This is a genomic window from Ruegeria sp. HKCCD7221 (genome assembly GCF_013031225.1).
Taxonomy (GTDB): Bacteria; Pseudomonadota; Alphaproteobacteria; order Rhodobacterales; family Rhodobacteraceae; genus Ruegeria.
Genome location: NZ_WPZE01000004.1, coordinates 239135 through 259092, shown reverse-complemented (window position 1 = coordinate 259092; position 19958 = coordinate 239135). Strand labels below are relative to the sequence as shown.

23 protein-coding genes are annotated in these 19958 nt (G+C 54.8%); 9 read left to right on the top strand and 14 right to left on the bottom strand.

Annotated features, from left to right (window positions below):
- Nucleotides 1–76 precede the first annotated feature (76 nt).
- From accB to aat, 3 genes are read left to right on the top strand one after another with little or no spacing between them, the layout of a single operon-like run.
- Entirely contained in the window at nt 77–580 is a 504-nt protein-coding gene (gene accB / locus GOX73_RS12390) for an acetyl-CoA carboxylase biotin carboxyl carrier protein (RefSeq protein ID WP_171121937.1), read from the top strand.
- A 9-nt stretch (nt 581–589) separates the two neighbouring features.
- Nucleotides 590–1939 carry an acetyl-CoA carboxylase biotin carboxylase subunit gene (gene accC, locus GOX73_RS12385; protein ID WP_171121936.1) on the top strand — a complete coding sequence of 450 codons (1350 nt, stop codon included), beginning with the start codon at nt 590–592 and terminating at the stop codon, nt 1937–1939.
- Between the two features lie 48 nt (nt 1940–1987).
- The gene (gene aat, locus GOX73_RS12380; protein WP_171125514.1) at nt 1988–2620 is read left to right on the top strand and encodes a leucyl/phenylalanyl-tRNA--protein transferase; all 633 of its coding nucleotides are present in this window, start codon (nt 1988–1990) and stop codon (nt 2618–2620) included.
- Here the strand turns inward: aat and GOX73_RS12375 are convergent.
- The 6 genes from GOX73_RS12375 to GOX73_RS12350 form a co-directional block, all read right to left on the bottom strand.
- Nucleotides 2575–2943: a DUF2155 domain-containing protein gene (locus tag GOX73_RS12375; protein ID WP_171121934.1), complete on the bottom strand. Its 369-nt coding sequence runs from the start codon at nt 2941–2943 to the stop codon at nt 2575–2577. The two genes, aat and GOX73_RS12375, sit on opposite strands and share 46 nt — an antisense overlap.
- Entirely contained in the window at nt 2940–3392 is a 453-nt protein-coding gene (mlaD, locus tag GOX73_RS12370) for an outer membrane lipid asymmetry maintenance protein MlaD (RefSeq protein ID WP_171121933.1), read from the bottom strand. Before mlaD ends, GOX73_RS12375 begins: the two co-directional genes overlap by 4 nt.
- A gap of 12 nt (nt 3393–3404) precedes the next feature.
- Complete coding sequence (locus GOX73_RS12365) at nt 3405–3788, bottom strand: NADH:ubiquinone oxidoreductase subunit NDUFA12 (RefSeq protein ID WP_171121932.1); 384 nt, start codon at nt 3786–3788, stop codon at nt 3405–3407.
- Nucleotides 3789–3867: 79 nt separating this feature from the next.
- A complete protein-coding gene (locus GOX73_RS12360) occupies nt 3868–4242 on the bottom strand; it encodes a Rid family hydrolase (protein ID WP_171125515.1) in 375 nt (124 codons plus the stop codon).
- Between the two features lie 61 nt (nt 4243–4303).
- Nucleotides 4304–5569, bottom strand: a complete 1266-nt coding sequence (gene clpX / locus GOX73_RS12355; protein WP_171121930.1) for an ATP-dependent Clp protease ATP-binding subunit ClpX — start codon at nt 5567–5569, stop codon at nt 4304–4306.
- 125 nt (nt 5570–5694) lie between these two features.
- Nucleotides 5695–6327, bottom strand: a complete 633-nt coding sequence (locus GOX73_RS12350) for an ATP-dependent Clp protease proteolytic subunit (protein ID WP_039970058.1) — start codon at nt 6325–6327, stop codon at nt 5695–5697.
- 338 nt (nt 6328–6665) lie between these two features.
- Here GOX73_RS12350 and GOX73_RS12345 point away from each other — a divergent pair, with 338 nt between their 5' ends.
- Both GOX73_RS12345 and GOX73_RS12340 read left to right on the top strand, forming a co-directional pair.
- Entirely contained in the window at nt 6666–7007 is a 342-nt protein-coding gene (locus GOX73_RS12345) for a metalloregulator ArsR/SmtB family transcription factor (RefSeq protein WP_171121929.1), read from the top strand.
- A 280-nt stretch (nt 7008–7287) separates the two neighbouring features.
- Nucleotides 7288–7425 (top strand): entericidin A/B family lipoprotein, encoded by a 138-nt coding sequence (locus GOX73_RS12340; protein ID WP_171125517.1) that lies wholly within the window; start codon nt 7288–7290, stop codon nt 7423–7425.
- A gap of 1113 nt (nt 7426–8538) precedes the next feature.
- Here GOX73_RS12340 and GOX73_RS12335 read toward each other — a convergent pair.
- The 4 genes from GOX73_RS12335 to GOX73_RS12320 form a co-directional block, all read right to left on the bottom strand.
- On the bottom strand, nt 8539–8988 hold the full coding sequence (locus GOX73_RS12335; protein WP_171125518.1) for a hypothetical protein: 450 nt from the start codon (nt 8986–8988) through the stop codon (nt 8539–8541).
- Between the two features lie 183 nt (nt 8989–9171).
- The gene (locus GOX73_RS12330; RefSeq protein WP_171125520.1) at nt 9172–9657 is read right to left on the bottom strand and encodes a hypothetical protein; all 486 of its coding nucleotides are present in this window, start codon (nt 9655–9657) and stop codon (nt 9172–9174) included.
- A gap of 118 nt (nt 9658–9775) precedes the next feature.
- Nucleotides 9776–9955, bottom strand: coding sequence for a CTP synthetase (locus tag GOX73_RS12325; RefSeq protein WP_171121925.1), 180 nt, complete (start codon nt 9953–9955; stop codon nt 9776–9778).
- 88 nt (nt 9956–10043) lie between these two features.
- The gene (locus GOX73_RS12320; protein ID WP_171125522.1) at nt 10044–10364 is read right to left on the bottom strand and encodes a hypothetical protein; all 321 of its coding nucleotides are present in this window, start codon (nt 10362–10364) and stop codon (nt 10044–10046) included.
- A 146-nt stretch (nt 10365–10510) separates the two neighbouring features.
- On the opposite strand from GOX73_RS12320, the gene GOX73_RS12315 reads away from it, so the two are divergent.
- Nucleotides 10511–11503, top strand: a complete 993-nt coding sequence (locus GOX73_RS12315; protein ID WP_371808594.1) for an aldo/keto reductase — start codon at nt 10511–10513, stop codon at nt 11501–11503.
- A 35-nt stretch (nt 11504–11538) separates the two neighbouring features.
- Here the strand turns inward: GOX73_RS12315 and lepA are convergent, their stop codons facing one another.
- Entirely contained in the window at nt 11539–13338 is a 1800-nt protein-coding gene (gene lepA, locus GOX73_RS12310; protein WP_170707663.1) for a translation elongation factor 4, read from the bottom strand.
- Nucleotides 13339–13593: 255 nt separating this feature from the next.
- Between lepA and GOX73_RS12305 the strand changes: the two genes are divergently transcribed.
- On the top strand, nt 13594–13902 hold the full coding sequence (locus tag GOX73_RS12305) for a hypothetical protein (protein WP_171121922.1): 309 nt from the start codon (nt 13594–13596) through the stop codon (nt 13900–13902).
- Nucleotides 13903–13968: 66 nt separating this feature from the next.
- Nucleotides 13969–14910 carry a LysR family transcriptional regulator gene (locus GOX73_RS12300; protein WP_171125523.1) on the top strand — a complete coding sequence of 314 codons (942 nt, stop codon included), beginning with the start codon at nt 13969–13971 and terminating at the stop codon, nt 14908–14910.
- On the opposite strand, the gene GOX73_RS12295 is transcribed toward GOX73_RS12300, so the two are convergent.
- Complete coding sequence (locus GOX73_RS12295; RefSeq protein ID WP_171125907.1) at nt 14907–15350, bottom strand: low molecular weight protein-tyrosine-phosphatase; 444 nt, start codon at nt 15348–15350, stop codon at nt 14907–14909. The two genes, GOX73_RS12300 and GOX73_RS12295, sit on opposite strands and share 4 nt — an antisense overlap.
- Before the next feature lie 28 nt (nt 15351–15378).
- Between GOX73_RS12295 and GOX73_RS12290 the strand changes: the two genes are divergently transcribed.
- Nucleotides 15379–16074 (top strand): NAD-dependent deacylase, encoded by a 696-nt coding sequence (locus GOX73_RS12290; RefSeq protein WP_171125525.1) that lies wholly within the window; start codon nt 15379–15381, stop codon nt 16072–16074.
- A 1461-nt stretch (nt 16075–17535) separates the two neighbouring features.
- Here the strand turns inward: GOX73_RS12290 and GOX73_RS12285 are convergent.
- Together GOX73_RS12285 and GOX73_RS12280 are read right to left on the bottom strand one after the other, a co-directional pair.
- Nucleotides 17536–18474 carry a Hint domain-containing protein gene (locus GOX73_RS12285; RefSeq protein ID WP_171134920.1) on the bottom strand — a complete coding sequence of 313 codons (939 nt, stop codon included), beginning with the start codon at nt 18472–18474 and terminating at the stop codon, nt 17536–17538.
- A gap of 530 nt (nt 18475–19004) precedes the next feature.
- Complete coding sequence (locus tag GOX73_RS12280; RefSeq protein WP_171134919.1) at nt 19005–19847, bottom strand: hypothetical protein; 843 nt, start codon at nt 19845–19847, stop codon at nt 19005–19007.
- Between the last annotated feature and the right edge of the window lie 111 nt (nt 19848–19958).

Genomic DNA, 19958 nt, shown 5'->3' with positions numbered 1-19958 from the left:
TGGCTTATAACGCTGCGTAATCAGACCAAAGCCCGCAAGACACAGACGGGCCAAAGGGGAACCGTCGAGGACACTCATGACAGACACCAAACACGAAGCGGATGTGGCATTCATCAAGGCATTGGCTGAACTGCTGCGCGAGAACGACCTGACCGAATTGCAGGTCAAACGCGAATATGGCGAGGAAGACAGCCTGAATGTACGCGTCAGCCGCTTGTCCCAAACCGCCGCCGTAGCTCCGGTTCAGGTGGCAGTTCCGGCTGCGGCCCCTGCAGCACCCGCTGCGGCTCCGGCACCGGCTGCTGCGGCCGAAGCACCGGCTGCCGTCGAAGACCCGGCCAGCCATCCCGGTGCAGTGACCTCTCCCATGGTGGGAACCGTCTACATGCAGCCCGAACCCGGCGCGCCTGCGTTCATCTCGGTCGGCGCATCCGTGTCCGAAGGCGACACGCTGCTGATCGTCGAAGCGATGAAAACCATGAACCACATCCACGCGCCCAAATCGGGCACCATCAAGCGCATTCTGGTGGGTGACGGCGACGCTGTGGAATTCGGCACACCCCTGGTCATTGTTGAGTAAGGCAGGCCCATGTTCGACAAGATCCTGATTGCCAACCGAGGCGAGATCGCCCTGCGCGTCATCCGCGCCGCGCGCGAGATGGGGATAAAGACGGTTGCCGTCCATTCCACCGCCGACAGCGACGCAATGCACGTCCGCATGGCAGACGAATCTGTCTGCATCGGCCCCCCGCCCAGCCCGCAAAGCTATCTGTCCGTGCCAGCCATCATCTCGGCCTGTGAAATCACAGGGGCGCAGGCGATCCACCCCGGCTATGGCTTTCTGTCCGAAAACGCTGAGTTTGTGCAGATCGTCGAAGATCACGACATCACCTTTATCGGCCCCACCGCCGAACATATCCGCGTGATGGGTGACAAGATTACCGCCAAGGACACGATGAAAGCCCTTGGCGTGCCATGCGTACCCGGTTCAGACGGCGGCGTTCCGACTTTGGAAGACGCCAAGCGCATTGGTGAGGAATTCGGCTATCCCGTCATCATCAAAGCAACTGCCGGTGGCGGCGGACGCGGCATGAAGGTTGCGCAGACCGCGGATGAGATGGAAAGCGCGTTCATGACCGCACGCGCCGAAGGCAAAGCCGCCTTTGGCAATGACGAGGTCTATATCGAGAAATACCTGACCACACCGCGCCATATCGAGATTCAGGTCTTTGGCGACGGCAAAGGCAAGGCTGTCCATTTGGGCGAACGTGACTGCTCGCTTCAGCGCCGCCATCAGAAGGTGTTTGAAGAGGCCCCCGGCCCCAGCATCACCCCCGAAGAACGTGCCAAGATTGGTAAAATCTGCGCCGACGCTGTGGCGAAGATCAATTATATCGGCGCGGGCACAATCGAATTTCTGTATGAGAATGGCGAGTTCTATTTCATCGAAATGAACACCCGCTTGCAGGTGGAACACCCGGTGACCGAGGGCATTTTCGGCGTCGATTTGGTGCGCGAACAAATCCGTGTGGCAGCAGGCGAGGACATGTCGTTCGGTCAGGACGATCTGGAAATCAACGGCCACGCCATCGAGGTTCGGATCAACGCGGAAAAGCTGCCTAACTTCTCGCCCTGCCCCGGAAAGATCAGCGCCTATCACGCGCCCGGCGGTCTGGGTGTGCGGATGGATTCGGCGCTCTATGACGGATACTCGATCCCGCCCTATTACGACTCGCTGATTGCCAAGCTGATCGTGCAAGGCCGCGACCGGGCCGAGGCGTTGGCGCGTCTGGACCGAGCCCTGGGTGAATTGATCGTGGATGGAATCGACACCACGGTGCCGCTGTTCCATGCTCTGCTCCAAGAAGCCGACATTCACAGCGGCGACTACAACATTCACTGGCTGGAGCATTGGCTTGCGGAGAACATGGCCGAGTAACACCACCACTTCGAAGGGCTTCGGCCCTTCGAACGTCGGACTGTCTGTATGAGCCTTTCTCCCGAACTCCTACTGCATGGGTATTCCATCGGTATTTTCCCGATGGCAGAGCACCGCGACGACCCGGATTTGTTCTGGGTCGACCCAAAGTTTCGGGGCGTTATCCCTCTGAACGGGTTCCACATATCCCGCAGCCTTGCGCGGCGAATCCGAAACTGCGGTTTCTCAGTTACGATCAATCAGAACTTCTCTGGCGTCGTCGACGGCTGCGCCGATCGCGCAGACACCTGGATCAACGCAGAGCTGAGAAATCTGTATCAACGCCTGCACCAATCCGGCCATGCCCATTCATTAGAAATCTGGGATGGACAGGCACTGGTCGGCGGCGTCTACGGAGTATCCTTGGGTGCTGCGTTCTTCGGAGAAAGCATGTTTTCACGGCGAACGGATGCCTCTAAAATTGCGTTGGCCTATCTGGTTGATCGGCTAAGCCGCACCGGATTTCAGTTATTTGACACGCAATTTCTGACCGCTCATCTGGCGTCATTAGGCGCGATCGAAGTTCCGCGCGCTCAGTACAGACAGGCTTTGGAAGACGCGATCGAGGCCAGCGCAGACTTCACCGCAGAATTGGATCAGTTGCCGGACGGTGTCATACAGCGGATTACCCAGACATCGTAACGTGAATGATCCAGCGCGTTCAGCGCCGGGGATGTGGCGATCATCCATCCATCAAACAATTGATCTGTCTTGCCTTTTTCCCAAATCGTGAGATAGGCAAAGGCGTCCCCGGTCGGATTATCAGCCGGATAACGGCAATCGCCCAAAGCCACATCCAATCCAAAAATCGCCTCGGTCTGACCGCTTTGCAATTCGACGTCAACGGTGTGGCCGTTCACCTTGTCCAAACCACGCAGCATCGCGCCCGGGCCGGATTGAACCTTTTGCTGGGCCGCTGCGCCGGTGGATGCAAGCAGCGCTGCTATCAGAAACAGGCGCTTCATTCGCCACCATCCCCAGCCACAAATTTGACCAGCAGCGAAATCAGACTGACCGCACCCTGCGTATCCTCAACCTGATCACCAGGTTCGAAAAAGAAGGGCGATCCACCGGGCATCACTTCGACAAAGTTTCCGCCCAGCAATCCTTCGGATGAGATGACGATCGCGCTGTCGTCGGGCACCAATATTCCATCAGAAATCGAAAACGTTGTATCCGCGCGATACGTGTCGGGGTTCAGCGCAACGCCTGTCACGGTCCCGATCTTGACACCAGCAAGACGAACGTCAGTGCCAACGCCAACACCTTCCAGCGATCTGAATGATGCGCCCAATTCATATCCCGGTCCGCTTTGCGACAGGCCAGTCGATTGGCTGGCATAAACGCCAAATGCCACAGCACAGGCCAACACGGCCCCGCCCACCAGGACTTCGGTTACATTATAGCTCGACATTGCTCGCCTCGCTTATTCTGGGGTCCAAGCCTCGTAGTCCGAACGTTCGACCGGATTGGGTCGGCGCAACGAACCTGCAGGAGCATAGGCCAAAGCCGTACCTGTTAAATTTTCCTGATGTGGTTTTTCCCAGGTTTTATGCTGCAACGGCTTGTCTGTCGGCGGCTCGTCCCAAGTCCGATGCAACCATCCATGCCAGTCAGGGTCGATCCGGCTGGCCTCGGCCTCACCATTAAAAATAACCCAGCGCTTGCTGTCGTCGGCATTGCGATAGAAAACATTACCTTCGTTATCTTCGCCAACCTTGGTTCCCTTACGCGCCGTGTAGAGCTGCGTATTCAGAGTGGCCCCATTCCACCAGGTTACGGCTCGCAAAAGATTATTCAGGATTCCCATCGTCTGCCTCCGGTATTTCTGCTCCTGCAGATATGGACCAAAGGCTCGCCAAGGTCCAGTGTCACTAAGACCGCAGCCCCTATTCCGGCAAAACTGCGGTCACTTCGATTTCAATGCGATCTTCAGGCGTGATGAGATTGCATTCGGTAACTGTTGCCGCTGGCGGGTTGGCTCCGAATGCCTCAACCAACAAAGGCCAACACAGTTCAAACTCACTCATGTCCGGCAAGTAATAGTTTACACGGACCACATGCGCGAAATCCGTCCCAGCCTCAGCCAGTGCTTTTCCAATTGCATCAAGAGAGGACCTGCACTGACCAACAATATCTTTGGGAATGTCGTCGCCCTGAGCGCAGGTTCCGGCAACAAAGACAAATCCATTCGCCACCACGGCACGGCAATATCCGACTTTGGCCTCAAATTCCCCGCCTGAAGAAATACGTCTAATTGCCATAGTGCCCTCAAAAGAAAACGGCGCGGAGGAACCGCGCCGAATATGTCAGGAGACTTTGAATTTACCCAGCCGAGGCAGACTCAGCCGCATCCGCGTAGATGATCAGCGGTTGCGAGTCCGAAGACACCGCTTCTTCGTTCACAACAACCTCGGTCACGTTTTTCAGACCCGGAAGTTCGAACATCGTGTCCAGCAGGATATCTTCCAGAATTGATCGCAGACCACGCGCACCTGTCTTACGCTCAATCGCTTTCTTGGCGATCGCTTTCAGCGCATCATCGGTGAAGGCCAGCTCTGCGTCTTCAAGTTCGAACAGACGCTGGTATTGCTTGACCAGAGCGTTCTTGGGCTTGGTCAGGATCGTCACCAGCGCATCTTCGTCCAGGTCTTCCAGCGTTGCTAGAACCGGCAGACGGCCAACAAATTCTGGGATCAAGCCAAATTTCAGCAGATCTTCGGGCTCCAGATCCTTGAAGATTTCACCGACGCCACGCTCATCATTGTCGCGAACGTCAGCGCCAAAGCCCATCGCCGAGCCCTTGCCTCGCTGTGCGATGATCTTGTCCAAACCGGCAAACGCACCGCCGCAGATGAACAGGATATTCGTGGTGTCCACCTGCAGGAATTCCTGCTGCGGATGCTTGCGGCCGCCCTGTGGCGGCACGCTGGCCACGGTGCCTTCCATCAGTTTCAGCAGCGCCTGCTGCACGCCCTCGCCCGATACGTCACGGGTGATCGAGGGGTTCTCGGATTTGCGGGTAATCTTGTCGACCTCGTCAATATAGACGATGCCGCGCTGCGCACGCTCGACATTATACTCCGACGCCTGCAGCAGTTTGAGGATGATATTCTCGACATCCTCACCCACATAACCGGCTTCGGTCAGCGTGGTTGCATCCGCCATTGTGAACGGCACGTCCAGAATCCGCGCCAAGGTCTGCGCCAGCAGGGTCTTGCCGCAACCGGTGGGACCGATCAACAGAATGTTGGACTTGGCCAATTCGATGTCGCCGCCCGCTTTCTGGGCATGGTTCAGGCGTTTGTAGTGGTTGTGCACCGCCACCGACAGAACCCGCTTGGCCGTCGCCTGGCCGATCACGTAATCGTCCAGAACCTCGCAAATATCCTTGGGCGTCGGCACCCCATCCGTGGATTTCAGACCGCTGGCCTTGGTTTCCTCGCGGATGATGTCCATGCACAGCTCGACGCATTCATCACAGATGAAAACTGTGGGGCCGGCAATCAGCTTGCGCACCTCATGCTGGCTCTTGCCGCAGAAGCTACAGTAGAGCGTGTTCTTGCCGTCACCGCCTGAATTCGTCGCCATGTTCTACCTTTCGGGCTTCGTCCCTGCGGCCCGCTTTGGGCCGCTCTTGCCTGCAGCTTAGGCCACCGCCGGGGCCGCTACAATGTCAAAAATGTACCCCGCGCCCTTAACGCGGGGACTATTTTTTAGGCCTCATCGCCATCCATTTTGGCGCGATTTTCGACGATTTCGTCGATATGACCCCAGTCTTTCGCCTCTTCCGGGCTCATGAAGTTGTCGCGATCCAAGGCTTTTTCAACCGCCTTTTTCGTCTGCCCGGTGTGGCGCACGTATATATCATACAGGCGATCCTTGAGTTTTTGCGTCTCGGCCGCGTGAATCATGATATCACTCGCCTGACCCTGATAACCGCCACTGGGCTGGTGAACCATGATCCGGCTGTTTGGTAGTGAAAAGCGCATCCCCTTCTCGCCACCAGCCAGCAAAACAGACCCCATCGAGGCCGCCTGACCGATCACCAAAGTCGAACATTTCGGCTTGATATACTGCATTGTGTCGTAAATCGACAATCCGCTGGTCACAACACCGCCAGGTGAGTTGATGTAGATCGAGATTTCCTTGTTCGGGTTTTCAGCCTCAAGATGCAACAATTGCGCCACGACCAGATGGCTCATCCCGTCGTGGATCGGGCCATTGATGAAAATGATCCGCTCTTTCAGAAGGCGCGAGAAAATGTCATACGCGCGTTCGCCACGGCTGGTCTGCTCAACAACCATCGGGACGAGCGTATTCATATAGGTATCAACGGGATCGAACATTAGGAACCTGCCTGTCTTGCTATGGATCGGGATACTACCCGAAGAAACATTACCCGAGTCTTAGTGTCGGCACCGGGGGGCTGCAAGGGGGGCTGAATACTTATGCCGTGAACGCGGCGTTTCCCCCACCAAGCGCACTTCGCAACTGTCCGGTTCCCAGGCATGACCTGAACCTTGAAAGCCGCGACCCGTCATGCGGGCAGGCTGAGTTTTTCTCATCACGTCATTTTGATTCTTACATATAGAAATTCGTCGCCAAAATAGATAAAGCGTCCGCTCTTGGCGGCGATTTGGAATCCGCCAACCACGCACATGCCCGGCCCAAAAGGAAAACGCATATGGCACTATCAGAGCTTTCACAGGATTCATTTTCTGAAAACCTCGAGCGCGTTGCAGGAAACGCCGCACGCGCATCCAACTTTCTGAAGGCGATCAGCCATGAAGGGCGGCTTTTGATCCTGTGTCATCTGGTGTCGGGTGAAAAATCGGTTACGCAACTAGAGGAACTGCTATCCGCCCGCCAAGCGGCGGTCTCGCAGCAATTGTCGCGCCTGCGCCTTGAAGGGTTGGTAACGCCCCGCCGCGAAGGGAAAGCTATTTTCTACCGTTTGGCAGATGACCGTCCCCGCCGCATGTTGGAAGTTGTCTACGAGATTTTCTGCCGCGAAGAGACTGCCTGACGCAGTCGCACGCCCCGGGCGTTTTGATACATCCATTCAACCGGCGCAAGAATCTCGACCTCTGTTAATCGGCAGTTCGAACGCGGTTCATGGGTTGCTGGGTTTCCTTTTGACCAGCACCTCTGACCCGCTTCGGGGACCGCCTGTTTCGACATGCCGAATTCTCGACTACCCGCCCGTTTCGCGTCGGCTTGAGCGGCTCATCAACCGTCAGCAAAACGCTGGTTTCAACATTGGAAAACTGCTACGCACGTCGACATAAACACCTATGGAGAAAGCAATGATCCGCACAATTCTGCTTGGATTGACCTTGTTTGCACTGACTGCCTGCGAAACGGCAAAAGGCGTTGGACGCGATATTGAAAAAGCGGGCGATGCGATTTCGGATACGGCCAGCGACGTACAGCAAGCCCTTTGACCGCAACCCTTATGTTGCGCAAAGGCGACACGCACCCCCTACATATGGTTGATCGTCTGAGCCTTCCGCGTTATCGTTGCCTTACAGGTGCATAGACGCGGCATTGCATTTCTGACACGACTTCGGGGTTCTTGCACAATAGCAAGAACCCCGATCCCATCATAAAGGGGGATAGAGTGGCAGCCTTTAAAATCCCGGGAACCGGCAAAAGGAAAAGGCGTCAGGTGCGCAGACGCGGTCTTTGCATGTGCCCGAACGGACACCCCTGACGCCTTGCCGGGTCGACACGCCCGAGGGACGCCCCGATCCAGTTGTCACAACCCAGTCAAGAGCCGCGACTGCTGCTTGGCGCCTGCGGACGCCTTACAGCACGCATTGACCTTCTGAGAAGTTGATCAAACGATCCGAGCCTCGGCTCAACTCGATCAATCACCTACCGGTAAGCCTCTGTGAACGCTGGTATATCCTAAGATTTACCACCTTTCACTCAGACCCCCTTGGCCTTTGCGTCCCGCCGTGGCCCCTAAGAACCGCTGCGGTAAGGCGACTGTTACATTCAGACCGTAACCCGACAAGAAAATAGCACTGCAGCATGAAAATTAGCCGTGGATAACGTGTTGATATCCGCAGGGAGCGTTTTGTGGACAACTCCAGAAAACGCGCCCAGACGTAGGTTTGATCAAGGAAAAGTCCAGACTTTAGGCAGCCCCCGAATTTGCTGCTGTTTCTGCATGTGCAAACATCTGGAAACGTGAAAGTGGAGCGGGACGTTCAACTTTCGGACGCGCGATCCGTCGAATCGACACCTGCGGATTCGCCTCAAATGGGGAGCCACACAAAAGGCACCGGGGCCGGGCGACACTTCTGCAACCGTCTGCGATGCTGCGCTGAAGCTCACCAGATCCGATTAACCCAAACCAAGAAACGCCGCATTCCAGCATGGATTGAACCGAACCCTGCCGCTGACGGTGGAATTGCCGCCCGACCCGTCTCCTCCCTGTGGAGACATTGGTTCCATTTTTGAGAAGCGTCCAGCCCGGTCGGAGTTACTTATTACGTACTGCAAACAATCGCAGCCAGTACCCCCTACAGCCCAACCGGGCCGGAAACGCTTCAGTTCACCTGACGTTCCAGAACGGTGCTGTAGGTCGTTCCGTTTCTCAGGCTACGGAAATCCGCAAAGATCTTTCCGTCTTCACACCGGGCGTCGATCAGCGCATTTGCACCAATCACCATGGGTGAGGTATCGACAATCCCGATCTTGCCGGATCCATCCAGGCTTATTGTCCCGGTGGCCTCGTTCTGGTTCCAGTCCGTGTCACCGTCCCGGCGCCACAGGCTCGGCCCCCAAAAGACGTTGTCTTCCTGCACCTGAACATCCAGCATCCATTCGGCCTTGTTGAACCGCGGCTCAGTCCCGCGCTGCATATGCGTGGGTTGTACGGTCGTATAAGTCCCTACCCATGTGCCGCGCAGATCGGGCGTGGTATCGGCCATCGCAGCCGTTCCAAGGGTGAGTGTCGTGGCCAAAGCGGCTGCTCCGGCAGTCATATATCTGGTCATGGGCTCTCCTCCCAAAGGTCTGGGCCGTTTCCGGCCTGCTGAACAAATTGGAAGAGAGAGGGCCGGTTGCAACTAACCTAAGGGAAACTTCATAAAGGGTTTAGGTGACGCTTACCTGCCACGCAGCGCAAAGGGCGCTCTTACCAAAGCGCCCTTTCCTAAGCACCTGTTAAAAATAGTGATTCAGTTCAGCTCAAAGCTACCCGAAATCGTATTGACGAATTTCTGCGTGTCCGGATCGGTAAAGGACGAGAACGTGCCGCCCCCCGTGGCGTTGGCCCAACCGCCCGTGCCGCCGGATACCGACCAGTCGCCGGTCAATGCGCCGTCCGAACCGATCCCCGTGGCGGTCCAGCTCATCACCGCCTTGTCGCCGGAGGTTGTGTCAAAGACGCAATTGCCCGCGCCCGACACCTCGGCCCCATTGATCAGCATCGAACCAAAACACGACCCCGTCGCCCCTTCCAACGGGTGACCGGCGGAAACCTCGAAACTGTCATAGTCGGTCTGAGATTTGATCACCGCATGCCCGTCTGAGATGCCGAAGACCTGGTTCGAACTGACACCCGACCCCTTGCCGGCGGCGTCATAACTTTCGGCCATAGCAAATGTGCTGGACAGGCCGATGGCTAGAGCTGTGATTGCGGTCGCTGTTAAGAACTTGTGCATAATAACCTCTCATTTCTGAGGGTTTGGCGTTGCAAGCATATAATCAAAAAGGCCGCCTGAACGCGGTCCCCCTGGGGCGGAGGATAACACATTCCGAACTTTGCGTCTAAACCGGGCCTTAGCCTTCCAGCCTGCGCGCCACCATGAACGAGGCAGGGAAGGCCGCAACAAAGCCCGCAACCGCAGCGATCAACATGGCCGTCCACGAGACATAGCCCAAGACCAAAACCGCAATCACAGCGAACCCGGCAAGGGTGGAGCCAAGAAAAATGTGAAGGATCAGCGTCAGCGGTGACATAGGGGCCTCGTGTGTTCTGAGTGTTTTGGTGGAGACTAGAACTGAGGCTGCGGGTGGTCCTTGATCTGGGTCAGGATGCGCAACCCGATCAGGCCCATGCTAGTACCGTTCCAACCAAGACAAGGCCGATCCCCGCAACCTCGCGGTGCGAAAAATTCTCGCCGAACAGAAAGTAGGATGCGATGGCGATCAAAATAGCCTCGCCCCCGAGAATGCCGGTATAGATAATACCCAACCGCTCCTCGCGCAGGGCGGCAAGCTCTAGCGTTGCGGCGGCCAGCAGGGTTGCCACGATTAACAGGCTGAGGCCGATCCCGGGGATTTTCCACCAGAACTTCATCGCGATCATGGCTGCGGAATAGAGTCCTGCTGATCCGAATGCGATGAGAGGGACGAGCGATGTTGACATAGAGGCCTCCTCCTGAGGTTGCCATTAGGTCAATTATTGCAGATTGGAGGTTTTGCGGCTGTGAGATTGGTCACAGTTTCGACTCGCACACTCGGTTCTCCTCGTGTGTTTATTGAGATCCCAATCTTGCAGTGAATGGCTGATCCGTGAAAAAATTCACACATTCAAATGTGACGTGGAGAATGGAAACAATGACATCTTTTTACGAAATCGGTAGAACCGGAGTACGAATTCCACGAATTGGTTTTGGATCAACCGGAATCGGCAGCATTCCTCAGATTTACGGTTATGAAGTTGATGAGAACAGGGCGCGAGAAACCTTGCGCACAATATGTGCACGCCCCGACGGGTTTATCGACACCGCTCGCGGCTATGCCATGGGCCGCAGTGAGGAACGCATTGGGAGCGTAATACGCGAACTCGGCGGCCTGCCAGAGGGTCGCGTACTATCTACAAAAATCGACCGTAACATGGAGACAAACGTGTTTGACGCTGCCCAAGCAAGGCGGTCCCTCGAACAAAGCCTGAAGGCGCTTGGCGTAGACAGCGTCGATATCCTTCACTTGCATGATCCAGAATACGCTGAGGACGTGTCGGAGATCACCCGCAGCGGAGGGGCGCTGGACGAATTGTTCAAAATCAAAGAGGAGGGCCTCGCAACGGCCGTCGGTTTGGCCGGCGGGCGGCTGGACGTCTTGGTGCCTATGCTACGCGACTGGGACTTCGACGTGGTAATGACGCACAATCGGCACACGCTTGTAAACGTGAATGCATCGCCCTTAATCGAACTAGCCGCCTCTAAGGGCATCACTGTGTTAAATGCCGCGCCCTACGCGGGAGGAATTCTGGCAAGAGGCAGCGCAGTCCACAAATTCTACGTTTATCAAACAGCAACAGAAGAAACGCTCGCCCCAGTGCGCGCTGTCGAGGATATCTGTGCACGCCATGACGTTCCCATGGGCGCGCTGGCGCTACAGTTTTCACTGCAAGACGAAAACATTGCCTCTACAGTGTGCGGGGTGACTTGGCCGCAGCACGTGAACCAGACATTTGAATGGGCGGATTGGGACATTCCAGAGACAGCCTGGACCGAACTCGCTGACCTAGGGAAATCGGACGCCGATCCAGAAACCTCATAGAAGCGGTCAATCCGAAGTCGAAAAAATGGACAGCCTTAGCTGTCCATTTTGAGTGCCGAAATAAACGCCTCCTGCGGGATATCCACTTTCCCGAACTGGCGCATCTTTTTCTTACCCGCCTTCTGCTTATCCAGCAGTTTGCGTTTCCGCGTGGCGTCGCCGCCATAACACTTCGCGGTCACATCCTTGCGCAGCGCCGAGAGGGTCTCGCGGGCGATGACCTTGCCTCCGATGGCGGCCTGGATCGGGATTTTGAACATGTGGCGCGGGATAAGATCTTTGAGCTTTTCGCACATCGCCCGGCCCCGCATCTCGGCCCGGTCGCGGTGAACCATGGTCGACAGCGCGTCAACGGGTTCGTCATTCACCAGCACCGACATCTTGACCAGATTATCCTCGGTATAGCCGGTCATCTGGTAGTCGAACGAAGCGTATCCTTTTGTTACCGATTTCAGGCGATCATAGAAGTCGAACACAACTTCGTTGAGGGGCAGGTCATACACAACCATCGCGCGTGACCCGGCATAGGTCAGGTCCAACTGAATGCCGCGACGGTCCTGACACAGTTTCAGCACGTCGCCCAGGTATTCGTCGGGAACCAGAATGGTCGCCTTGATGCGCGGTTCCTCGATATGGTCGACCTTGGACGGATCGGGCATGTCGGCGGGGTTGTGCAGCTCGATCATTTCGCCGTCTTTCATGTAGACGTGATAGATCACCGACGGTGCGGTGGTGATGAGCTCGATATCATATTCGCGTTCGATCCGGTCGCGGATGACCTCAAGATGCAGAAGGCCGAGGAAGCCGCAGCGGAAGCCAAAGCCCAGCGCAGCCGAGGTTTCCATTTCGAACGAGAACGACGCGTCGTTCAGCGCCAGCTTGTCGATCGCATCGCGCAGGTCTTCGAATTCCGCCGAGTCCACGGGGAAGAGACCACAAAACACCACTGGCTGCGCTGGTTTGAAGCCGTCCAGCGCGTCCTCAGTCCCGTTGCGGTCATTGGTGATCGTGTCGCCGACGCGGGTGTCGCGGACCTGTTTGATGGACGCGGTGAGAAAGCCGATCTCACCGGGGCCGAGGCTGTCGACCATCTCCATCTCAGGCCGGAAGACGCCAACGCGGTCCACATGATGCAGTGTGCCGTTCGACATGAACTTGACCCGCATCCCCTTTTTCAGCGTGCCGTCCATGATGCGGACCAGAACGATCACGCCCAAATAGGCATCGTACCACGAATCCACCAGCATCGCCTTAAGCGGCGCGTCCAGATTGCCCTGCGGCGCGGGCAGTTGCTGCACGATGGCCTCAAGCGTTTCGTGGATGCCCTGCCCCGTCTTGGCCGAAACCTGGATTGCGTCGGTCGCGTCAATGCCGATCACATCCTCGATCTGCTCGGCCACGCGGTCGCAATCGGAGGCGGGCAGGTCGATCTTGTTCAGCACCGGCACGATCTCATGATCAGCGTCGATGGCCTGATACACATTCGCCAGCGTCTGTGCCTCGACCCCTTGGGTCGAGTCCACAACCAGCAGAGAGCCTTCGACCGCGCGCATGGACCGGCTGACCTCATAGGCAAAGTCTACGTGGCCGGGTGTGTCGATCAGGTTCAGCACGTATTGCTCGCCATTGTCGGCGGTATAGTCGATGCGCACCGTGTTGGCCTTGATGGTGATGCCACGTTCCCGCTCGATATCCATGCTGTCAAGCAGCTGTTCTTTCATGTCGCGATCCTTGACCGTTCCGGTCTCTTGGATGAGCCGGTCAGCAAGGGTGGATTTGCCATGGTCGATATGCGCGACGATGGAGAAATTGCGGATATGAGCTAGGTCTGTCATAGCGTCGGGATATGGTTCGAAAAGGGGCGCTGGTCAAGGTGGGACAAAGCCGCCTGCGATCCTTATTTCCTTGGAATAACCCGTCGGGTCGCGCGCAGCCACCTGTGGCCCTAATTTGGCCATTCTTTTCGCCATAATAAAAGAAATCACATTTCTGCATCGTGAGATTGATCCCGAATCCACTTTGATTCATACTCACGCGCATATCGAGAGGGGCGCAAGACCCCTCCGAGCAGGCAAAAACGAGGCTCGAGTATGAAACAGTTCCTCTTGATCGCAATATGCGCCGCGTCGCTGATGGCGGTGGCTCCGGTGGCAGATGCGGCTCAGATCAAACAGGCATGTCTGGCGTCCGACCGTTCGGCTGCCACACGAGACCGGTGCAGTTGCATTCAGCGCGTGGCCAATCAAGCCCTTACACGCAGCGACCAGAAAACTGTCGCCAAATGGTTCACCGACCCACACCAAGCGCAAGAGCTAAAGATGTCTCAGACTGCGCGGGACGATGCCCTGTGGGACAGGTATCGGGCCTTTGGCCAGATGGCTCAGGCGATTTGCAGCTAAGCCAGCCCTACGCCTTGACCTGACACGCCCTGCGCCCCAGAAAAGGCGCATCGAAAGGTGTACTCTATGGTTATGAAAGGGCTTACCCTGCGCGGCCTCGAAGTGTTCGAAGCGCTGGCGCGGACAGGTTCGGTAGCTCAGGCTGCCGAGATTACAGGCCTCAGCCAGCCATCGGTCTCGCAACAATTGCGCAATCTGGAAAATGCCTTGGGCACCGAACTGGTCGACCATGGACGTCGCCCTATGCGGCTGACGCAGGCCGGGCGCAGTTTCCTGACCCGTACCGAGGCCATTCTGGCCGAACTCCAGATGGCCCAAAGCGAACTGACAGTGATGGACCTTGGCCATCTGACCACGTTGTCCATCGGGTTGATCGACGACTTCGACAACGACCTGACGCCGCGGTTGGCAACGTTACTGGCTGACAGCCTGACCCGGTCAAAGTTCAAACTGATCACGCTGCCCAGCCTTGACCTGTTTGCGGACCTCGAGGCCCAGCGCCTGCACATGGCCGTATCCGCACATTCCGGTGAGGTGCTTGAAGGCGTTGTGGAATACCCGTTGGTTCAGGACCCATTTATTCTTGTGACCCCCAAAGGGGCCTCAAACGCGATGCAGGACCTGCCCTTTTTGCGCTATGCGCGGGAACAGTTGATAAGCCGCCAGATTGAAGCGCACATGTCCCGGCAGCAGCTTGAATTTGAGGAACGGTTTGAAATCGGATCTCACCTTGCACTGATGGCGATGGTTGCACGCGGATTGGGCTGGGCGATTACGACCCCGCTGGGGTACATGCGTGCGGCACGTTTCCACGACGGGCTCGAAGCACATCCGGTCCCGTTCGGGGAATACGCGCGCATGATCTCGCTGTTCACCCGCACCGACTGGTCCGATCAGGTACCGCAAGAGGTCGCTGGCATGATGCGCCGCCTCATGCGCACTCAGATCGTCGATCCAACCTTGGAGCAATTGCCATGGCTCAGTGACCGGCTCAAGGTCATGGGTTAACCGCCCAAGTACTCATTCAAGCCATCAACGGCGGCCTCTATCAAGTCCAACGCACCGTCGAAATCGCGCGTGTAATACGGGTCGGGCACGTGATCGGCCCCCAAGTGGTGTGCGAAATCGGTTAGCAGGCGCACGGGAGTGTCGTTTCCTTCAGGGCGCAGGTCCTCAATATCCGCGATGTTATTCGCATCCATTCCGATAATCAGGTCGAACCTGCGGAAATCCTCGGCCGCAAACTGACGGGCGCGCAGATTGCTTAAGGCGATCCCACGCGCAAGAGCGGCCTCTTGCATCGGGCCGTAAGGGGGATTGCCAACATGCCAGCCCGCCGTCCCGGCACTGTCGCTGGAGTGGTGCGGCGCACGCGCCCGAAAAACGCCCTCGGCGGCAGGGGAACGGCAGATATTGCCTAGGGAGACAAACAGGATACGGTGGCTCATAGGCCAAGGTGTAGCGCGAAGGACAAAGATGGAAAAGATCGTCATTCTCACTGGGGCCGGGATTTCTGCGGAAAGCGGACTGGGCACGTTTCGCGACGAAGGGGGCTTGTGGTCACAATACCGGATCGAAGACGTGGCAACACCAGAAGGGTTTGCCCGCGATCCTGCACTGGTGCAGGGGTTCTACAATGCCCGACGCGCGCAGGCGGCAAAAGCGGAACCGAACCTAGCCCATCGCGCGCTTGCACGCCTTCAGCGCGATTGGCCGGGCGAAGTCGTGATCGTAACCCAGAACGTCGACGGCTTGCACGAAGCGGGTGGAGCTCAGTATGTAATCCATATGCACGGTATACTCGCCGGCGCGCTCTGTGCTGCGTGCGGCCATCGCTGGACCGCGCCGCCAGAGATGTCCGTGGGTGAACCCTGCCCAGCTTGCGCCGCCCTCAACGCACGGCCGGACGTGGTATGGTTCGGTGAAATGCCCTACCACATGGACACGATTTACGACCACCTGGCCGGGGCTTCGGTCTTTGCATCCATTGGTACTTCGGGCCAGGTCTACCCCGCCGCCGCGTTCGTGCACGAAGCCGCCATGTCCGGGGCGCGCACCGTTGAGCTTAACCTTGAGCCGTCGACCGGGGCGTCCAGCTTCGATGATGTGATACTTGGCCCGGCGTCAGAAACCGTGCCTCGCTGGGTGGACGACCTGCTGGGGCCACGATAACCGGCAGACAAGAGCCCGAATTATCGTTAACATTTAAGTAGTAACCAACCAAGCGCAACGGCTTAAAAAAAGGGATTTTGTTACAGACTTTCCAGAAATTTTCAGAAAAAACGCCAATTTCGGGCTATACCAAAGGGCAGCAAAGGAACGGCTGCATTCGACTGAAAGGCGGTTTATGGGCAGCCAAGATATAGATGGAGCGCTGTGTGTTATGCGGAATATAAGGATGTGGAGGTAATCCGGTGCCTTTACAGTTTCGTAGAAAACGACATCGGCTAATCGTGTGCGAAAGTTGCGGCACAATGGTTTTCACATGGCGTAGTTCAAGGCGATTTTGTTCTGATGCCTGCCGCAGCGCGGAATACCGATGGCGTAAGACGCAGGCGAAACACGAAGCGGCTTTTGAGGAGCACTGCCGTTTGTTACGTGTCCAAAGTGAAGGACAAACACTTCCCATCGGTACGCGAATTTGCGCGGAATGTGGGGAGGTGTTGTTTCCGTTGGCCAAACGCACTGCCCGCTATTGCAGTGGGAGTTGCAGAAGCAAGGCGTGGCGACAGCAGTAAACGTGCAAATCAGTGGTGGCGCTAAATAAGGTGTAAACTGGACTCATGTTTGGTTCTTAAGTTCGTATAGCGTCAAATTTCGTAGTGAGCTCAAGTAGTTTCCGTCTGAGTGGAGGAAACCAGGTTAATTTACCGCTTGGGCTATCCTGCAACCCCACGCCAATCTCATCCCCGATATCGGCGTGGGGTAACTTGCGCAACAAAATACCACATAAACATATGTAAACGTTTGGAAATAGCATAACCACAACGCCAAAACCGTGACGGTATATAGTCGAAGAACAAAGCTATGGCAAAGAAAGTCGAAATTGGCAGAAAATCGTAGGAAACTGCCATAGAACGCAGCAATTCTCATAGAGCCCTTGAATTCAACCAATTAAGTTCGAATAGCTACGGATTTTCTCGTGCAGACCTATGTTGGATCGAGAAGTGGCGCGCCAGAGAAGGCAACTGTCGAACCATCCATTGAACGGTCCACCGGCCCAGAAAAAATACTATTGCTGCTCCGAAAAAGATAAGAACAAGCGCGATCCCATCAACATCAAAGTCAGATTGGTTCCAGCCGTATGAAAATTACACTTCTTGAGGAAAACAAAATTGGATTTTGATAAACAAAAGATTGAAGACCTGTTGTGTCGAATTGATGCAATGGTCAATTCTTTGCCCGACACAAAAGATGATAAGATGCATCCGCGCGTAGTATTGTGGGTCGCATTAGGCCAATTGCGAAACTAATTGGGCGTTCCAAGGAAGCAAAACTGAACAATGGCGCCTAACTGAAAACGCAGTTGTGTTCAAAGGTCGTTCTAGCAGAAGCCGTTTGCCGAAAAAATTCTATACCAAAACGGCTAAAAATCTAAAACTGTTGCTTGTGGAAAACTAGGCTTTCTATGCCTTAGTGCAGCCGACTCTTTGTGGCTTGGAGTAGCATGCATTCAAATCGTTTAAGAGTAGGCCGACTTGTTTGACCAAATTTTCCAACATTGTTTCGTAAGTCGGGAAATATTTCAAAAATCTCATTGCGGGTTTCTTCTGCCATTCCATCGACAACATAATCCCCTGGATGAAAACTCTCTGAGAGCGCATCTTCGGCTACAATGATCTCGTGTTGGTCGAATAGTATGTGATAGTATTTCACTTCAGTAATACTGCATTTGTAAATCGTATCACCGTTCACCAAGTGTTTTGCCGCCGCCAAAAAACAATGATCGCCGAAAAGTAATTCTTCCTGCCACCCGCTAATTACCATTCGATGTTGCGGGGAAACAAACAGGTCTCTCGACGGCACGTTATTGCCCAATGCTCCTTGAGAGATGCATATTGGAAGTAGTTTCGGATTCAAGGCTAGATCAATAGCGTCGAGTTTTCGCGAACCTATCCACCGAATTGGTTGGAGTCCGTGGTCCGCTGTGAGAACCAAATCTCCAGGATTTAATTCCTCAACTGGCCGTTTGTTAACGTCTGTTTGGATGAGCGTACCAGCGACAAAGCACGGTACAATATAATCTCCCCTGTCAAGGTCGCCTTCATTGATAGTTCCTGGCGGAATGTCTACCACTCCTTCCGGAGTATAAACTTTCCATTGCCCAGTGTTAGGACCCGTGCTCGGAACGGTTTCAACCACTATCCAAGTGCTACCACCGACTGTGAAGGTACCAGCAAATGTTCCGATAAGACTCCCGTTTTCAAACAATTGCTCACCAAACTCAAAGGCATTGTTTGAGCCATCGTCGGAAAGAACTCCGTCTGTTGGATCAGTTGAACCCTGTTTGTAATTCGCGCTAAAACCCGCCTCTTCGTATATAAAGGAAGACGTGAAATCTAAGGAAGCCATATCCACTATTTTCCCAAAGTCGAAGGACCATTAACCTAGTCTTCCCCGATTTTTTCATTAGATCAAGCATTCTAATGGCTTAACCTCCGGTGTACTGGTTGCGCCGTTTTACTTTTTCGCAATCTCCAAGATCGCTGAAATGTCCTAGCGTCCAGCACGGTCCGCAACTCGTTCAATTGGGCGGCGATTGGGCTTGACGTAGTGTTCACTCGCCCATTGCGATTATCATCCGCCAACGACTTTAAGCCGTATATCGTATCGTCTGTTTTTTTCGACCGGACAATGCCCGTACTTTAGTTCGCAGCCTCTGAACTGCGGTACGGGCAATCTGATCCAATATTAAACACTTGCCGTAATATGTATGATCCCGAACACCCAGCCGGGATCGTCTCATGAGTGACTGCACCTCGCCTTCGTGCGGGGTGCATATAATTTTTCAGTGCAACTTTCGACTTGTCGTATAGTAACTACGGTTCAAGCTTGCCGAAGTAACAAATCCAATGGCAGGAACATGACAGATAAGCTCACGATCATTGGCACGGAGCTTTTTCGGGCCCAAAACAGATGATTTCGCCATTCTCCGGAACGATCACAAAATTGGATTTACGGAAGGTCAATTTCCATAAAGTTGCATCTTCACTCATTAGAAGCAGCAAGCCGTTGTCAGTGGGAGCAATTAGTTTTGTTTGAAAGGGCCTGAGCTTGCTAGATGGAACCACGTCATTTGCCCGAGTAAGGCCCATGAAATAAGCAGGACCCAAGATAAAGGGTATCCACAGCACAGCCAAGGAAATGAACACAAGGTGACGTTTTACAAAAGCAGAAGCGTCGTGACTTCCCGAAAAATATTCTGCCAAGATGCGCCACTGACTCTTAAAAATTGCGTCTTCGTCACCCTCGTCTACTTGCTTTGATCTCTCATTCATTGCAAATGCCGAACCCAAAATGAGAACGCTCACAAGAAAATAAAAAATCCCCCAAAGCCCGACGAAGTAGAGTAGTACAAATAACCCAAAGTATACTACAGGGAGAACTACTTCACTCGCCAGTTTGGTATCAAATTTAGCTAAAAATTTGGTTAAAAAGTCGTGAGAACCAGTAGCCAATTTGTACTTGCGTGTTCGGCGTTGAACATTAACTAAAGTTCGAATAATGGGGACAGTCTGATAGGCTGTTAGCCTAGCCAGAAAACCGAATGCAACTATAGCTATCGTAAGTTCAAAACTTAAGCTTGTGTAAAAAGCTGGACTGAGAGTCCGTCTGACCTCTGCTGGCATCATAAACCCGAAAGACCACCAGTAAACCGGGAAAAATGAGGCGATAGTTGTTATTGGTAAGATGTATTCCCTTAGGAAGTCAATAATTCTCTGCATTCAATACCTTACCGGTTGGTCGATGCTTATCAATAGCGGAGAATGAAGATGCGTGTCCACCAATTGAAACATAAATCTTTGGAAACGCTGGTTCACCCATTGGTGCTGCTT

Coding starts and splice junctions, on each gene's coding strand:
- aat (WP_171125514.1), top strand. CDS start 1,988: ATGAGCCTTTCTCCCGAACTCCTACTGCATGGGTATTCCATCGGTATT.
- GOX73_RS12340 (WP_171125517.1), top strand. CDS start 7,288: ATGATCCGCACAATTCTGCTTGGATTGACCTTGTTTGCACTGACTGCC.
- accC (WP_171121936.1), top strand. CDS start 590: ATGTTCGACAAGATCCTGATTGCCAACCGAGGCGAGATCGCCCTGCGC.
- lepA (WP_170707663.1), bottom strand. CDS start 13,338: ATGACAGACCTAGCTCATATCCGCAATTTCTCCATCGTCGCGCATATC.
- GOX73_RS12280 (WP_171134919.1), bottom strand. CDS start 19,847: ATGCAGAGAATTATTGACTTCCTAAGGGAATACATCTTACCAATAACA.
- GOX73_RS12320 (WP_171125522.1), bottom strand. CDS start 10,364: ATGTCAACATCGCTCGTCCCTCTCATCGCATTCGGATCAGCAGGACTC.
- GOX73_RS12350 (WP_039970058.1), bottom strand. CDS start 6,327: ATGTTCGATCCCGTTGATACCTATATGAATACGCTCGTCCCGATGGTT.
- GOX73_RS12330 (WP_171125520.1), bottom strand. CDS start 9,657: ATGCACAAGTTCTTAACAGCGACCGCAATCACAGCTCTAGCCATCGGC.
- GOX73_RS12360 (WP_171125515.1), bottom strand. CDS start 4,242: ATGGCAATTAGACGTATTTCTTCAGGCGGGGAATTTGAGGCCAAAGTC.
- GOX73_RS12300 (WP_171125523.1), top strand. CDS start 13,969: ATGGTTATGAAAGGGCTTACCCTGCGCGGCCTCGAAGTGTTCGAAGCG.
- GOX73_RS12285 (WP_171134920.1), bottom strand. CDS start 18,474: ATGGCTTCCTTAGATTTCACGTCTTCCTTTATATACGAAGAGGCGGGT.
- accB (WP_171121937.1), top strand. CDS start 77: ATGACAGACACCAAACACGAAGCGGATGTGGCATTCATCAAGGCATTG.
- clpX (WP_171121930.1), bottom strand. CDS start 5,569: ATGGCGACGAATTCAGGCGGTGACGGCAAGAACACGCTCTACTGTAGC.
- GOX73_RS12325 (WP_171121925.1), bottom strand. CDS start 9,955: ATGTCACCGCTGACGCTGATCCTTCACATTTTTCTTGGCTCCACCCTT.
- GOX73_RS12305 (WP_171121922.1), top strand. CDS start 13,594: ATGAAACAGTTCCTCTTGATCGCAATATGCGCCGCGTCGCTGATGGCG.
- GOX73_RS12375 (WP_171121934.1), bottom strand. CDS start 2,943: ATGAAGCGCCTGTTTCTGATAGCAGCGCTGCTTGCATCCACCGGCGCA.
- GOX73_RS12345 (WP_171121929.1), top strand. CDS start 6,666: ATGGCACTATCAGAGCTTTCACAGGATTCATTTTCTGAAAACCTCGAG.
- GOX73_RS12295 (WP_171125907.1), bottom strand. CDS start 15,350: ATGAGCCACCGTATCCTGTTTGTCTCCCTAGGCAATATCTGCCGTTCC.
- GOX73_RS12365 (WP_171121932.1), bottom strand. CDS start 3,788: ATGGGAATCCTGAATAATCTTTTGCGAGCCGTAACCTGGTGGAATGGG.
- mlaD (WP_171121933.1), bottom strand. CDS start 3,392: ATGTCGAGCTATAATGTAACCGAAGTCCTGGTGGGCGGGGCCGTGTTG.
- GOX73_RS12290 (WP_171125525.1), top strand. CDS start 15,379: ATGGAAAAGATCGTCATTCTCACTGGGGCCGGGATTTCTGCGGAAAGC.
- GOX73_RS12335 (WP_171125518.1), bottom strand. CDS start 8,988: ATGACCAGATATATGACTGCCGGAGCAGCCGCTTTGGCCACGACACTC.